Annotated in this window: 13 protein-coding genes; 6 read left to right on the top strand and 7 right to left on the bottom strand. The window is 73.3% G+C overall.

The window, feature by feature from the left end; genetic code table 11:
* Positions 1 to 213: 213 nt before the first annotated feature.
* Genes tkt through pgl form a run of 6 tightly spaced genes read left to right on the top strand, consistent with a single transcriptional unit; the run spans position 214 to position 8,278 of the window.
* Positions 214 to 2,349, top strand: coding sequence for a transketolase (gene tkt / locus DNK53_RS16140; RefSeq protein ID WP_275425764.1), 2,136 nt, complete (start codon positions 214 to 216; stop codon positions 2,347 to 2,349).
* A 47-nt stretch (positions 2,350 to 2,396) separates the two neighbouring features.
* Entirely contained in the window at positions 2,397 to 3,503 is a 1,107-nt protein-coding gene (gene tal, locus DNK53_RS16135; RefSeq protein WP_110183353.1) for a transaldolase, read from the top strand.
* Complete coding sequence (locus DNK53_RS16130; protein ID WP_239456595.1) at positions 3,500 to 5,128, top strand: glucose-6-phosphate isomerase; 1,629 nt, start codon at positions 3,500 to 3,502, stop codon at positions 5,126 to 5,128. Before tal ends, DNK53_RS16130 begins: the two co-directional genes overlap by 4 nt.
* Positions 5,125 to 6,651, top strand: a complete 1,527-nt coding sequence (gene zwf, locus DNK53_RS16125) for a glucose-6-phosphate dehydrogenase (RefSeq protein WP_110183352.1) — start codon at positions 5,125 to 5,127, stop codon at positions 6,649 to 6,651. Before DNK53_RS16130 ends, zwf begins: the two co-directional genes overlap by 4 nt.
* Positions 6,648 to 7,559 (top strand): glucose-6-phosphate dehydrogenase assembly protein OpcA, encoded by a 912-nt coding sequence (locus DNK53_RS16120; RefSeq protein ID WP_110183351.1) that lies wholly within the window; start codon positions 6,648 to 6,650, stop codon positions 7,557 to 7,559. Before zwf ends, DNK53_RS16120 begins: the two co-directional genes overlap by 4 nt.
* Positions 7,556 to 8,278: a 6-phosphogluconolactonase gene (gene pgl / locus DNK53_RS16115; protein WP_110183350.1), complete on the top strand. Its 723-nt coding sequence runs from the start codon at positions 7,556 to 7,558 to the stop codon at positions 8,276 to 8,278. Before DNK53_RS16120 ends, pgl begins: the two co-directional genes overlap by 4 nt.
* A 24-nt stretch (positions 8,279 to 8,302) precedes the next feature.
* Here pgl and DNK53_RS16110 read toward each other — a convergent pair whose 3' ends face one another.
* The 7 genes from DNK53_RS16110 to DNK53_RS16080 form a co-directional block, all read right to left on the bottom strand.
* Positions 8,303 to 8,662, bottom strand: a complete 360-nt coding sequence (locus tag DNK53_RS16110) for an RNA polymerase-binding protein RbpA (protein ID WP_110183349.1) — start codon at positions 8,660 to 8,662, stop codon at positions 8,303 to 8,305.
* A gap of 40 nt (positions 8,663 to 8,702) precedes the next feature.
* On the bottom strand, positions 8,703 to 8,939 hold the full coding sequence (gene secG / locus DNK53_RS16105; protein ID WP_110183348.1) for a preprotein translocase subunit SecG: 237 nt from the start codon (positions 8,937 to 8,939) through the stop codon (positions 8,703 to 8,705).
* A gap of 29 nt (positions 8,940 to 8,968) precedes the next feature.
* Entirely contained in the window at positions 8,969 to 9,763 is a 795-nt protein-coding gene (tpiA, locus tag DNK53_RS16100; protein WP_110183347.1) for a triose-phosphate isomerase, read from the bottom strand.
* 40 nt (positions 9,764 to 9,803) lie between these two features.
* On the bottom strand, positions 9,804 to 11,003 hold the full coding sequence (locus tag DNK53_RS16095) for a phosphoglycerate kinase (RefSeq protein WP_110183346.1): 1,200 nt from the start codon (positions 11,001 to 11,003) through the stop codon (positions 9,804 to 9,806).
* Between the two features lies 1 nt (position 11,004).
* Complete coding sequence (gene gap, locus DNK53_RS16090) at positions 11,005 to 12,000, bottom strand: type I glyceraldehyde-3-phosphate dehydrogenase (RefSeq protein WP_110183345.1); 996 nt, start codon at positions 11,998 to 12,000, stop codon at positions 11,005 to 11,007.
* 108 nt (positions 12,001 to 12,108) lie between these two features.
* On the bottom strand, positions 12,109 to 13,095 hold the full coding sequence (gene whiA, locus DNK53_RS16085) for a DNA-binding protein WhiA (RefSeq protein WP_110183344.1): 987 nt from the start codon (positions 13,093 to 13,095) through the stop codon (positions 12,109 to 12,111).
* A 22-nt stretch (positions 13,096 to 13,117) separates the two neighbouring features.
* Positions 13,118 to 14,077, bottom strand: a complete 960-nt coding sequence (locus tag DNK53_RS16080; RefSeq protein ID WP_110183343.1) for a gluconeogenesis factor YvcK family protein — start codon at positions 14,075 to 14,077, stop codon at positions 13,118 to 13,120.

Raw genomic sequence — 14,077 nt, 5'->3', positions numbered from 1 at the left:
GCGGGGTCCCCGGAGCCGTCGGCGGCAGCACCGCCGGCGGTGACGCCGTCGGTCGCTGGGGGTCCGGACTGCTCGGCGGAGGCCGAGTGGCCGACGTACGTCACGGAGATGAACCTCGGAGGAGTGGGGTACGGGCGACGTCGAGTCTATCCCGCCCGCTGAGTAGGCTCGTCCTCGGCTGTCGACGCAGAACGAGCTCGTGAAGGGATGCACGTGACCACACCGACCAAGGGGTCCTCCGCGCTGGAGTGGACCGAGACCGACCGGAGGGCCGTGGACACGGTCCGGGTGCTCGCGATGGACGCGGTGCAGAAGGTGGGCAACGGACACCCGGGCACCGCGATGAGCCTGGCCCCGGTGGCCTACCTGCTCTTCCAGAAGGTGATGCGGCACGACCCGGCCGACCCCGACTGGATCGCCCGCGACCGCTTCATCCTCTCCTGCGGGCACACCAGCCTCACCCTCTACATCCAGCTCTACCTGGCCGGCTTCGGCCTCGAGCTCGACGACATCAAGGCGCTGCGCACCTGGGGCTCCAAGACCCCCGGCCACCCCGAGTTCGGGCACACCGCGGGCGTCGAGACCACCACCGGCCCCCTGGGCCAGGGGGTCGCCAACGCGGTCGGCATGGCGATGGCCGCCCGCCGCCAGCGCGGGATGCTGGACCCCGACGCCGCCCCGGGCGAGTCCCTCTTCGACCACCACGTCTACTGCCTGGCCTCCGACGGCGACCTGCAGGAGGGCGTCTCGGCCGAGGCGTCCTCGATCGCCGGCCACCAGCAGCTGGGCAACCTGACCCTGATCTGGGACGACAACCAGATCTCGATCGAGGACGACACCGACGTCGCCTTCACCGAGGACGTCGCCGCACGCTACGAGGCCTACGGCTGGCACGTCCAGACCGTCGACTGGGCGGGCGACCGGAGCGACCCCGACTCCTACACCGAGGACGTCGAGGCGCTGCACGCCGCCCTGGCCGCCGCCCGCGCGGTCACCGACCGCCCCTCGTTCATCCGGCTGCGCACCGAGATCGCCTGGCCCGCCCCCCACGCCCGCGGCACCGGCGCCTCGCACGGCTCCGCGCTGGGCGCGGACGAGGTCGCGGCGACCAAGGAGATCCTGGGCTTCGACCCGGCGAGGACCTTCGAGGTCCCCGACGAGGTGATCGCCCACACGCGTCAGGCGCTCGAGCGCGGCAAGGCCGCCGGTGAGGCATGGGACGCCCGGTACGCCGAGTGGGCCGAGGCCAACCCCGAGCGCGCGGCCCTGCTGCACCGGGTGAAGGCGCGGGCGCTGCCCGACGGGTGGGCCGACAGCCTCCCGACCTGGGAGGCCGACGCCAAGGGCGTCGCGACCCGCAAGGCGTCCGGCGAGGTGATCAACGCGATCGCCGACGTCCTCCCCGAGCTCTGGGGCGGCTCGGCCGACCTCGCGGAGTCCAACAACACCACGATCAAGGGCGCCGAGTCGTTCATCCCGGTCGAGCACAGCACCAGCACCTGGACCGGGAACCCCTACGGGCGGGTGCTCCACTTCGGGATCCGCGAGCACGCCATGGGCGCCATCATGAACGGGATCACCCTGCACGGGGGCACCCGCGTCTTCGGCGGGACCTTCCTGCAGTTCTCCGACTACATGCGTCCCTCGGTGCGCCTGGCGGCGCTCATGCAGGCCCCGACCATCTACGTCTGGACCCACGACTCGATCGGCCTGGGCGAGGACGGCCCGACCCACCAGCCGGTCGAGCACCTCGCCGCCCTGCGGGCGATCCCGGGTCTCGACGTGGTGCGGCCCGCCGACGCCAACGAGACCGCCGCAGCGTGGAAGGCCGTGCTCGAGCACACCGACCGCCCGGCCGGCCTGTGCCTGTCGCGGCAGAACGTCCCGACGTTCCCCCGCGGGGAGGACGCGGAGACCGGCGAGCGCTGGGCCGGCACCGACGACGTCGCCAAGGGCGGCTACGTCCTGCTGGACGCCGAGGGCGGCCAGCCCGACGTCGTCCTCGTCGGCACCGGCTCGGAGGTCCAGCTCGCCGTCGAGGCGCGCACCCGCCTCGCCGAGCAGGGCGTCCGGGCCCGCGTGGTCTCGATGCCGTGCGTGGAGTGGTTCAACGCCCAGACGCAGGCCTACCGCGACCAGGTCATCCCCCCGATCGTCAAGGCGCGGGTGAGCGTCGAGGCGGGGATCGGGCTGGGCTGGCGCGACGTGGTCGGCGACGCCGGCCGCGTCGTCTCGGTCGAGGAGTACGGCGCCAGCGCCGACCACGCGCGCATGTTCGAGGAGTACGGCATCACCGCGCAGGCCGTCGTGACGGCCGCGCTCGACAGCATCGCCGCCGCGGGAGCCTGACCCGCGACACCCCGGCACCGACCAGCGACCACACCGGAGGCAACCACATGTCCGAACGTCTGAAGTCCCTGGCCGAGGCCGGGGTGTCGATCTGGCTCGACGACCTCTCCCGGGAGCGTCTCGAGACCGGCAACCTCGCCGACCTGGTCAAGGAGTCCTCCGTCACGGGGGTGACCACCAACCCGTCCATCTTCGCCGCCGCCCTGGCCGACGGCGAGCGCTACGACGACGCCGTGCGGCGGCTCGCCGCCGACGGCACCGACGTGGAGCGCACCGTCTTCGCGCTCACCACCGCCGACGTGCGCGACGCGTGCGACGTGCTGCGGCCGGTCTGGGAGGCCACCGACGGCGTCGACGGGCGGGTCTCCATCGAGGTCTCCCCCACCCTGGCGTTCGACACCGACGCCACGGTGGCCTCCGCGAAGGAGCTGTGGCACGAGATCGACCGGGACAACCTGCTGGTCAAGATCCCCGCGACCACCGAGGGCGGGCCGGCGATCTCCGCGGTCCTGGCGGAGGGCATCAGCGTCAACGTCACCCTCATCTTCGGCCTGCAGCGCTACCGCGAGGTGATGGAGGCCTACGTCTCCGGCCTGGAGGGGGCGCGGGAGAACGGCCACGACCTCTCGCGGATCCACTCGGTGGCCTCGTTCTTCGTCTCCCGGGTCGACACCGAGGTCGACGCCCGGCTGGACGAGGCGGGCGCCGACGCCTCGCTCAAGGGGCGGGCCGGGGTCGCCAACGCCCGGCTGGCGTTCAAGGCGTACGAGGAGTTCTTCTCCGGGGACCGTTGGTCCGCGCTCGAGGCCGCCGGGGCGCGGAAGCAGCGGCCGTTGTGGGCCTCCACCGGCGTCAAGAACCCCGACTACCGCGACACGATGTACGTGACCGACCTCGTGGCGCCGGGCACGGTCAACACGATGCCCGAGAAGACCATGCAGGCCTTCGCGGACCACGGCGCGGTCGACGGGGACCAGGTCACCACCCGCTACGACGACGCGGAGGCCACGATGGCGGCGCTCGCGGCGGCCGGGATCGACTACGACGACGTGATCGCGACCCTCGAGCGCGAGGGCGTCGACAAGTTCGTCGCCTCCTGGGAGGAGCTGCTCGACACGGTGCGGGGCCAGCTCGACGCGGCGGGCCGCGCGTGACCGGGCCGGGGGCGCAGGCACCTGTCACCGTCGACCTCGTCCTGGACCACCCCGAGGCGTTCGACGCCGTCGTCGGCGACCTGGTCGCCGGCCGGGTCGCGAGCCGCCTGGCCGCGCGGGACCACACGCTGTGGGGCGAGGCCGCGGAGGAGGAGGCCGCCAAGCGGCTGGCCTGGGTGGACCTGTCCGAGACGTCCCGGCCCCTCGTCGCGGAGGTCGAGGCCCTGCGGGCCGACCTGGGCGGGCGCGGCCTGGACCGCGTGGTCCTCTGCGGGATGGGCGGCTCCTCGCTGGCCCCCGAGGTGATCTGCGCCGCGGCCGGTGTCGAGCTGGTCGTCGTGGACTCCTCCGACCCAGACTTCGTCCGCCGGGCGGTGGAGACCGACCTGGCGCGCACGGTGGTGGTGGTGAGCTCCAAGTCGGGTGGGACCGTGGAGACCGACAGCCAGCGCCGCGCCTTCGAGAAGGCGTTCACCGACGCGGGCGTCGACCCGGCCGAGCGCATCGTCGTGGTCACCGACCCCGGCTCCCCCCTGGACGACGACGCCACCGGAGCGGGCTACCGGGTCTTCCGCGCCGACCCCGACGTGGGCGGCCGGTTCTCCGCCCTCACCGCCTTCGGGCTGGTGCCGAGCGGGCTCGCGGGCGCCGACGTGGGCGCCCTGCTCGACGAGGCCGCCGCCCTGCGTCCGGCCCTCGCCGCCGACGACCCGGCCAACCCGGCGCTGCGCCTGGGCGGACTGCTCGGGCTGACCGCGACCCGGGACGTCGACAAGCTCGTGCTGGCCGACGCCGGCTCCCCCTACCCGGGGCTCGGGGACTGGGCCGAGCAGCTGGTGGCGGAGTCCACCGGCAAGCAGGGTCTGGGCATCCTCCCGGTGGTGGTGGGCGACGGCGAGCCCAACCTCGTGCCGTCCACGGCCGACTCGGTCGTGGTCACCTACGGTCCCGGTACCGCGCCGGAGGCCGCCTCGGGGTGGTCGGCGCGCGTCGACGGCACCCTGGGGGCGCAGCTGCTGCTGTGGGAGTTCGCGACCGCCGTGGCAGGCGGCGTCATCGGGATCAACCCCTTCGACCAGCCCGACGTGGAGAGCGCCAAGGCCGCCGCGCGGGAGATGCTCGACGGCTCCGACGACTCGCCCGCCCCCGCCTTCACCGACGGCGCGGTGACCGTCCTGGCCTCCCCCGGGTGGCTGCCCGACGGGGTCTCGACCGTGCCGGAGGCGGTGGCCGCCCTGCTCGGACGGCTGGACCCCGACCACGGCTACGTCGCCGTCCAGGCCTACCTGGACCGGCACCGCGACGTCGCGCTGCTGCCGGTGCGCGGCGCCCTCGCGCGGCGCACGGGCCGCCCGGTGACGTTCGGCTGGGGTCCGCGCTTCCTGCACTCGACCGGGCAGTACCACAAGGGCGGCCCCGCCACGGGAGTCTACCTCCAGGTGACCTGCCAGCCCGAGGCCGACCTGGCCGTGCCGGGACGGCCCTTCACCTTCCACGAGTTCCTCACCGCCCAGGCCGTCGGTGACGGCCGCGTGCTGGCCGACGCGGGCCGGCCGGTGCTCCGCCTCCACCTCTCCTCGCCGGCCGACCTCCCCGCCCTCGTCGACCTCCTGGCGGCACCGTGAGCGAGGGGCCGGTCAACCCGCTGCGCGACCCACGGGACCGGCGCCTGCCCCGGATCGCAGGGCCCTGCAGCATGGTCCTCTTCGGCGTCACAGGCGACCTGTCGCGCAAGAAGATCATGCCGGCGGTCTACGACCTGGCGAACCGCGGGCTGCTGCCCCCGGGGTTCAGCCTGGTCGGGTTCGCGCGTCGCGAGTGGGAGGACCAGGACTTCGCGCAGATCGTCCGGGACGCCGTCAAGGAGTTCGCCCGGACCGAGTTCCGGCAGGAGGTCTGGGACCAGCTGGCAGACGGCTTCCGCTTCGTGCCCGGCGAGTTCGACGACGACGTCGCCTTCGACCTGCTGCGCAGCACGCTCCAGCAGCTCGACCAGGAACGCGGCACGGGCGGCAACCACGCCTTCTACCTCGCCATCCCGCCCGGGCTCTTCGGGAGCGTCGTCTCCCAGCTGCAGGAGCACGGGCTGGCCGAGAGCGACACCGCCTGGCGCCGGGTCGTGGTCGAGAAGCCCTTCGGGCACGACCTGGAGTCGGCGCGGGAGCTCAACGACGTGCTCGCCGGGGTCTTCCCCTCCGGATCGGTCTTCCGGATCGACCACTACCTCGGCAAGGAGACCGTGCAGAACGTCCTGGCGATGCGCTTCGCCAACACGATGTTCGAGCCGCTGTGGAACAGCCACTTCGTCGACCACGTGCAGATCACCATGGCCGAGGACATCGGGATCGGCGGCCGCGCCGGCTACTACGACGGCATCGGCGCGGCCCGGGACGTCATCCAGAACCACCTGCTGCAGCTGATGGCGCTCGTCGCCATGGAGGAGCCCCGTTCCTTCGACGCCGACTCGCTGCGCCGCGAGAAGGAGAAGCTCCTCGCCTCGGTGGTGCTCCCCCGCTCGCTGGCCCGCTCCACCGCCCGGGGCCAGTACGCCGCCGGCTGGGCCGGGGGCGAGAAAGTGCAGGGCTTCCTGGAGGAGGAGGGCATCGCGCAGGACTCCACGACCGAGACCTACGCCGCCGTCACCCTGCACGTGGAGAACCGGCGCTGGGCGGGGGTGCCCTTCTACCTGCGGGCCGGCAAGCGGCTCGGTCGCCGGGTCACCGAGGTCGCGGTCGTCTTCAAGCCCGCACCCCACCTGCCCTTCTCCGACCACTCGACCGAGGAGCTCACGCAGAACGCCCTGGTGATCCGGGTGCAGCCCGACGAGGGCCTGACCGTCCGGTTCGGCTCGAAGGTCCCCGGCACCTCGATGGAGATCCGGGACGTCTCGATGGACTTCGCCTACGGGGGCTCGTTCACCGAGTCCTCCCCCGAAGCCTACGAGCGGCTGATCCTCGACGTCCTGCTCGGCGACCCCCCGCTCTTCCCGCGCCACGAGGAGGTCGAGCTCTCCTGGAAGATCCTCGACCCGGTGCTGGAGCACTGGGCCCGCAAGGGGGCTCCGGAGCCCTACGAGTCCGGCACCTGGGGCCCGCCCTCGGCCGACGAGATGCTGGCCCGCGAGGGCCGGAGCTGGAGGCGACCGTGATCGAGCTCGAGCAGACCACCTCCGCGGCCATCTCGGCCGAGCTCATGCGCCAGCGGGCGCTCTCGGGGAGCCCGGCCATGGGCATGGTGATGACGCTCATCGTCGTCACCCCCGAGGACCACGCGGAGCAGGCGATGAAGGATGCCAAGCGCGCCTGCCAGGAGCACCCCGCCCGGGTGCTGGGCGTCATCCTGGGCAGCGCCCGGGGCCGGCCCCGGGTCGACGCCCGGGTCGGCATCGGGGGTGGCTGGAGCGGTGAGACCGCGCTGATCAGGCTCACGGGCGAGGTGGTCCACCACGACGAGTCGGTCGTGCTTCCCCTCCTCCTCCCCGACTCCCCCGTGGCGGTGTGGTGGCCGGTCGACCCGCCGGCCGACCCCGCGGCCGACCGGCTGGGGGCCCTGGCCCAGCGCCGGATCACCGACGCGGCGGCCGTGAGCCGCGGCCGGCAGCGCGCCCTGGCCGACCAGTGTGCCGCCTACACCCGGGGCAACACCGACCTCGCGTGGACCCGGCTCACCCCGTGGCGCGCGCTGCTGGCCGCGAGCCTCGACCAGTTCCCGGCGAAGGTCACGGCGGCGTCGGTGACCGCGGAGCGGATCAGCCCGTCGGCCGACCTCATGGCGGCGTGGCTCGGCGACCGCCTGCGCGTCGACGTCGCCCGGCACGGGTCCCAGGGGCCCGGCATCACCGAGGTCGTGCTGGAGACGCGCCAGGGAGCGATCCGGATCGTCCGCCCCGACGGCCGGCACGCCACCGTCTCCTCGCCGGGCGCCCCCGACCGCCCGGTCGCCCTGCCGCTGCGGCCCGTGCACGAGCTGCTGGCCGAGGAGCTGCGCCGGCTCGACGAGGACGACGTGTACGCCGAGACCGTGGCCCACCTGACGAAGCACGGAGGAGCAGCATGAGCGACCCCCAGACCGTCGTCGTGGAGGACGCCGCGATGCTCGCCGGCGAGGTGGCCAGCCGCCTCCTCGCCCGGATCGAGGAGCTGCAGGCCGACGGGCGCGACCCCCACCTCGTCCTCACCGGCGGCGGGATCGCCGACCTGGTCCACCGCGAGGTCGCCCGACGCACCGACACCGGGGTCGACTGGGCCCGGGTGCACGTGTGGTGGGGCGACGAGCGGTTCGTCGCCGCGGGCTCCGACGAGCGCAACGCCCGTCAGGCGTCCACCGCCCTGCTCGACCACGTTCCGGTCGACCCCGCCCGGGTCCACGTCGTGCCGTCGGCCGACGACGTGGCCGATGCCGAGGCCGCCGCCTCGGCCTACGCGGACGAGCTCCGCGACCACGGCCCCGAGGTCTTCGACCTGGTCATGCTCGGCCTCGGTCCGGACGGGCATGTCGCCTCGCTCTTCCCCGGCCGACCCGCCCTCCGCGTGACGGGGGTGGAGACGGTCGCGGTCCACGACTCGCCCAAGCCGCCGCCGGACCGCGTCTCCCTGACCTTCGAGGCGCTGAACCGGGCCGAGGCCGTCTGGTTCCTGGTCGACGGCGACGCCAAGGCCGCAGCGGTCGCGGCCGCCCGGACGCCGGGGCCGCTCGAGGAGTGCCCCGCCCGGGGCGTGCACGGGCGGCGCGAGACGCTCTGGCTGCTCGACGAGGCCGCCGCCGCTGGGGACTGAACCCGGCGGCGCCGACCGCGTGCGTCAGAAGATGAGGTCGCCCGACTTGCGGCGGCTGCGCAGCAGCTGGACGGCCTCGTTGAGGATGTCGGCGGCCTCCGCGTCGGAGCGCCGCTCCTTCACGTAGGCCAGGTGCGTCTTGTACGGCTCGATCTTCGGAGCCGGAGGCGGGTTCTCCCTGTCCATGCTCGCGGGCAGCCCGCACTTCGGACAGTCCCACGCCTCGGGGGCGACCGCCTCGACCGCGAACGTCACCACCGAGCGGTGCCCGTGCGAGCAGAAGTAGGTCACCGCCTGGCGCGGCGCAGCCTCGCCCCGCTCGGCCTCCCCCATCGGTCCTGCCCCGACCCGACTACCCCGGATCGCGCTTCCTCCACCAGCCATCTCAGTCCCTCCCAGAAGTGAGAAATGCGAACTTACATCGTCACGATCCGTACGCCATCAGCAGTCCCAGCGCGACGATGCAGGCGAACCAGACCACGCCGACACCGACGGTGAACCGGTCCAGGTTCCGCTCGGCGACCGAGGAGCCGCCGAGGGTGCTGGACATGCCGCCGCCGAACATGTCGGAGAGGCCGCCCCCACGCCCCTTGTGCAGCAGCACGAGGAGGATGAGGATCAGGCTCGTCAGGACGAGCAGGGACTGGAAGAGCAGAATCACGGGGGCAGCCTACGTCACGTCGGGGGCGGTCAGAGGGTGGGCATGTCGTGGAAGCGGCAGATTCCACCGAACTCGTCGGCCTGCAGGCTCGCGCCGCCGACCAGCGCGCCGTCGACGTCGGGCTTCTCCATGATGCCCGCGACGTTGGACGCCTTCACCGAGCCGCCGTACAGGATCCGGCAGCCGTCGGCCGCCTCGTCGCCGTGCAGCTCGCGCAGCCGCTCGCGGATCGCGCCGCAGACCTCCTGCGCATCCTCGGGGGTCGCCACCTCCCCGGTGCCGATCGCCCACACCGGCTCGTAGGCGATCACGAGGCCGGCCACCTGCTCGGCGGTGAAGCCCGCGAGGGAGCCCTCCACCTGCGCGAGGGTGTGCGGCACGTGCTCGCCGGCCTGGCGGACCTCGAGGCCCTCGCCCACGCAGACGATCGGGGTCATGCCGGCGGCCAGCGCGCGGTGCGCCTTGGCGTTGACGACCTCGTCGCCCTCGTGGTGGTCCTGCCGGCGCTCGGAGTGGCCGACCACGACGTAGGAGCAGCCGAGCTTGGCCAGCATGCCGGCCGAGACCTCACCGGTGTGCGCCCCGCTCTCGTGCACGCTGACGTCCTGGGCGGCGTACCTGATCCGGAGCCGGTCCCCGTCCACCAGGGTCTGCACGGAGCGCAGGTCGGTGAACGGCGGCACCACGACGACCTCGACCCGGTCGAAGTCGTGCTTCTTGTCCGAGAGCGTCCACGCGAGCTTCTGGACCAGCACCACCGCTTCCTGGTGGTTCAGGTTCATCTTCCAGTTGCCCGCCATCAGGGGGGTGCGAGTGGCAGCCATCAGTGCGGATTCCTCCTCAGGTCCAGCGGGTGGGGTCGGCTCAACGCTCGAGCACGGAGATGCCGGGCAGGTCCTTGCCCTCGAGGTACTCGAGGCTGGCGCCCCCGCCGGTGGAGATGTGGCCGAAGGCCTTCTCGTCGAAGCCGAGCGCGCGCACGGCCGCGGCCGAGTCCCCGCCCCCGACGACGGAGAGCCCGTCGACCTGGGTGAGCGCCTGCGCGACGGCCCGCGTGCCCTCGGCGAAGGCTGCGACCTCGAAGACTCCCATCGGACCGTTCCAGAAGACGGTGCGGGCGTCCGCCAGCGCCGCGGCGAAGGCGGCCGCGGAGTCGGGCCCGATGTCGAGGCCGAGCGAGTCCGCCGGGATCCCGGAGGCCGGGACCACGGACGGCTGCGGCTCGCGGTCACCGGAGGGGAACGCCGTGTCGACCACGATGTCGGTCGGGAGCAGCAGCTCGACGCCCTTCTCCTCGGCCTCCGCGAGGTAGCGCCGGCAGGTCTCGAGCTGGTCCTCCTCGAGCAGGCTCTTGCCGACCTCGTGGCCCTGGGCCTTGAGGAAGGTGAAGACCATGCCGCCACCGATCAGCAGCTTGTCGGCCTTGCCGAGCAGGTTGTCGATGACGCCGAGCTTGTCGGAGACCTTCGAGCCGCCGAGCACGACCACGTACGGCCGCTCGGGCTCGACCGTGAGCCGGCGCAGCACGTCGATCTCCGCCGCCACCAGGCCGCCCATCGCGCTGGGGAGGCGGGTCGCGACGTCGTAGACGCTCGCCTGCTTGCGGTGGACGACGCCGAACCCGTCGGAGACGAAGGCGTCGGCCAGGGAGGCCAGCTCGTCCGCGAACGCGCCGCGCTCCGCGTCGTCCTTGCTGGTCTCCCCCGGGTTGAACCGGATGTTCTCCAGCAGCGCCACGTCGCCGTCGCCCAGGGAGGCGACCACGCGGCGGGCCTCCGGGCCCACGGTGTCCGCCGCGAAGGAGACCGGGCGGCCCAGCAGCTCGCCGAGCCGCTCGGCGACCGGAGCCAGGGAGTACGCCGGGTCCGGCGCACCCTTCGGCCGGCCGAGGTGGGCGGTCACGACCACCCGGGCACCGGCGTCGGCGAGCCGACGGATGGTCGGCACGCTCGCACGGATCCGGCCGTCGTCGGTGATCCTGCCGGCGTCCAGCGGGACGTTCAGGTCCGAGCGGACCAGCACCCGGCGGCCGCGCAGGTCTCCCAGCGTCTCCAGCTCCGCCACGTCAGAGGGTGCTGCCGACGTGACCGATGAGGTCGACGAGGCGGTTGGAGTAGCCCCACTCGTTGTCGTACCAGCCGACGACCTTGACCTGGTTGCCGATGACCTTGGTCAGCGGGGCGTCGAAGATGCACGAGGCCGGGTCGGTGGTGATGTCGGTCGACACGATCGGGTCGGTCGAGTAGCGCAGGAACCGGCCGTCGGCGGCCTTCTCGATCGCGGCGTTGACCTCCTCGACGCTGGTCTCGCGGCCTGCCTCGAAGGTGAGGTCGGTGGCGGAGCCGGTCGGGGTCGGCACGCGCAGGGCGAAGCCGTCCAGCTTGCCCTTGAGCTCGGGCAGCACGAGGCCGATCGCCTTCGCCGCACCCGTGGAGGTGGGGACGATGTTGAGGGCGGCGGCGCGGGCGCGGCGCAGGTCCTTGTGGATGTTGTCCTGCAGGTTCTGGTCGGCGGTGTAGGCGTGGATGGTGGTCATCAGGCCCTTGACGATGCCGAACTCGTCGTTGAGCGCCTTCGCCATCGGCGCCAGGCAGTTGGTGGTGCACGACGCGTTGGAGATCACGTGGTGCTGGTCGGCGTCGTACAGGTCGTGGTTGACGCCCATCACGATGGTGATGTCCTCGTTCGACGCGGGCGCCGAGATGATGACCTTCTTGGCGCCGCCGTCGAGGTGCGCCTTGGCCTTGGTGGCGTCGGTGAAGAAGCCGGTGGACTCGACGACGACGTCGACGCCCAGGTCGCCCCACTTGAGGTCGGCGGGGTTGCGCTCGGCGAACGCCGCGATCTCCTGGTCGCCCACCTGGATCGCGGAGTCGGACGACGAGACGTCGGCGTCCAGGCGACCGAGGATGGAGTCGTACTTGAGCAGGTGCGCGAGCGAGGCGTTGTCGGTCAGGTCGTTGACCCCGACGATCTCGATGTCGGCACCCGAGGCGCGCACGGCGCGGAAGAAGTTGCGGCCGATGCGGCCGAAGCCGTTGATTCCCACACGGACAGTCACGATGACTCCTGGAGTAGCGATGGTCGACGAGCGTCCCGACCATATCGCGCGGCGGCGCGGCACCGTGAGGGGCCGCCCCCGGTGGGACCGCAGACGGGGTCGCCGGGCTCAGCCCTCCTCGGCGAGCATCTCCGGGGTGAGCGAGGCCTCGGTGTCGGGGATGCCCAGCTCCTCCGCCCGCTTGTCGGCCATCGCCAGGAGGCGGCGGATCCGGCCCGCGATCGCGTCCTTGGTGAGCACCGGCTCGTGGAGCTGCCCCAGCTCCTCGAGGGAGGCCTGCTTGTGCTCCAGACGCAGGTGGCCCGCGAGCTTGAGGTGGTCGGGCACCTCGTCGGCCAGGATCTCCAGCGCCCGCTCCACGCGGGCCCCCGCGGCGACGGCCGCGCGGGCCGAGCGCCGGAGGTTGGCGTCGTCGAAGTTGGCCAGGCGGTTGGCGGTGGCCCGGACCTCGCGCCGCATCCGCCGCTCCTCCCAGGCCATCAGGGTCTCGTGGGCGCCGAGCCGGGTCAGCAGCGCGCCGATGGCGTCGCCGTCCCGGATCACGACGCGGTCCACGCCGCGCACCTCGCGGGCCTTGGCCGAGATGCCGAGACGTCGCGCCACGCCCACCAGGGCCAGCGCGGCCTCGGGGCCGGGGCAGGTGACCTCCAGGGACGAGGAGCGTCCGGGCTCGGTCAGCGAGCCGTGCGCGAGGAAGGCGCCCCGCCACGCGGCGACGGCGTCGCAGCCGCCGCCGGAGACGACGGCCGGCGGGAGCCCGCGCACCGGTCGGCCACGGGGGTCGAGGAGTCCGGTCTGGCGCGCCAGCGCCTCGCCGTCCTTCACCACCCGCACGAGGTAGCGGCTGCCCTTGCGCAGGCCGTTGCCCTGGACCATGACGACGTCGGACTGGTGGCCGTAGACCTCCGCGACGTCCTTGCGGAGCCGTCGGGCGGCGGCGCCGGTGTCCAGCTCGGCCTCGACCACCACCTTGCCGCTGACCAGGTGGAGCCCGCCGGCGAAGCGGAGCATCGAGGCCACCTCGGCCTTGCGGCAGCAGGTCTTGGTGATCGCGGTGCTGGCCAGCTCTGCCTTCACCTGTGCCGTCATCGCCATGGGGGTGATCCTGCCACGCGGGTCAACGCGGCGTGACCGACTCCCCCACACCGGCCAGGACCGGACGCAGCGCGTCGGCGAGCCGCACGGGGTCGTGGGCGCTGCTCCCGGGACCCGTGGCCACGTCGGCCACCACGAGGCGCCCGCCCAGGCGGTGCACGGCCTCGAGGAGCTCGGGCCCGGAGGCCTCCACCGCGGTGGCGTCCGCCAGGACGACGCCCACCCGCAGCTCGGGGGCAAGGTCGTGGAGCACGGCGAGGTGGTCGGCGGGGGTGAAGCCGCCGGTCTCCCCGGCCTGCGCCTCGAGGTTGAGCACCACGACCAGCCGCTCGCCGCGAGCCACTAGCGCCCGGCGCAGCTCCGGGAGCAGCAGGTGCGGGATGACCGAGGTGAACCAGGAGCCCGGACCGAGCACGACCCAGTCGGCGTCCTCCACGGCGCGCAGCGCCTCGGGGCAGGCGGGCGGCTCGGCCGGGGCGAGGGCGACCGAGACGATCCGGCCGCGGGCCGTCGCCACCTCCACCTGGCCGTGCGCGGTCTCCAGCCCGTCGGGACCCTGCACCTGCGCCGTGATGTCGATGGGGACGGTCGACATCGGCAGCACCCGGCCCCGGGCCCCGAGCAGCCGACCGACCATGTCGAGGCCCGCGACGGCGTCCCCGAGGAGCTCCCAGAGGCCGACGATCAGCATGTTGCCGAGCGCGTGCCCGTGCAGGTCGCCGCTGCCGGCGAAACGGTGCTGCAGGACCCGCATCCAGGTCCGCCCCCAGTCGTCGTCCCCGCAGAGCGCCGAGAGGGCCATCCGCAGGTCGCCGGGCGGCAGCACGTCGAGCTCGCGGCGCAGGCGACCCGAGGAGCCGCCGTCGTCGGCGACGGTGACGACCGCGGTCACCTCCCGGGCGACCTCGCGCAGCGCGCTGAGGCTCGCGTGCAGGCCGTGCCCGCCCCCGAGGGCCACGACGGAGGTGTCGAGGGTCTCCAC

This window comes from Nocardioides solisilvae, from assembly GCF_003194625.1.
GTDB classification, from domain to species: Bacteria; Actinomycetota; Actinomycetes; order Propionibacteriales; family Nocardioidaceae; genus Nocardioides; species Nocardioides solisilvae.
This window is presented reverse-complemented; position numbering and strand designations above follow the sequence as displayed.

Excerpts from the sequence above, each read along its gene's own strand:
- tpiA (WP_110183347.1), bottom strand. The coding sequence starts at position 9,763 with ATGGCTGCCACTCGCACCCCCCTGATGGCGGGCAACTGGAAGATGAAC.
- pgl (WP_110183350.1), top strand. The coding sequence starts at position 7,556 with ATGAGCGACCCCCAGACCGTCGTCGTGGAGGACGCCGCGATGCTCGCC.
- tal (WP_110183353.1), top strand. The coding sequence starts at position 2,397 with ATGTCCGAACGTCTGAAGTCCCTGGCCGAGGCCGGGGTGTCGATCTGG.
- whiA (WP_110183344.1), bottom strand. The coding sequence starts at position 13,095 with ATGGCGATGACGGCACAGGTGAAGGCAGAGCTGGCCAGCACCGCGATC.
- DNK53_RS16110 (WP_110183349.1), bottom strand. The coding sequence starts at position 8,662 with ATGGCTGGTGGAGGAAGCGCGATCCGGGGTAGTCGGGTCGGGGCAGGA.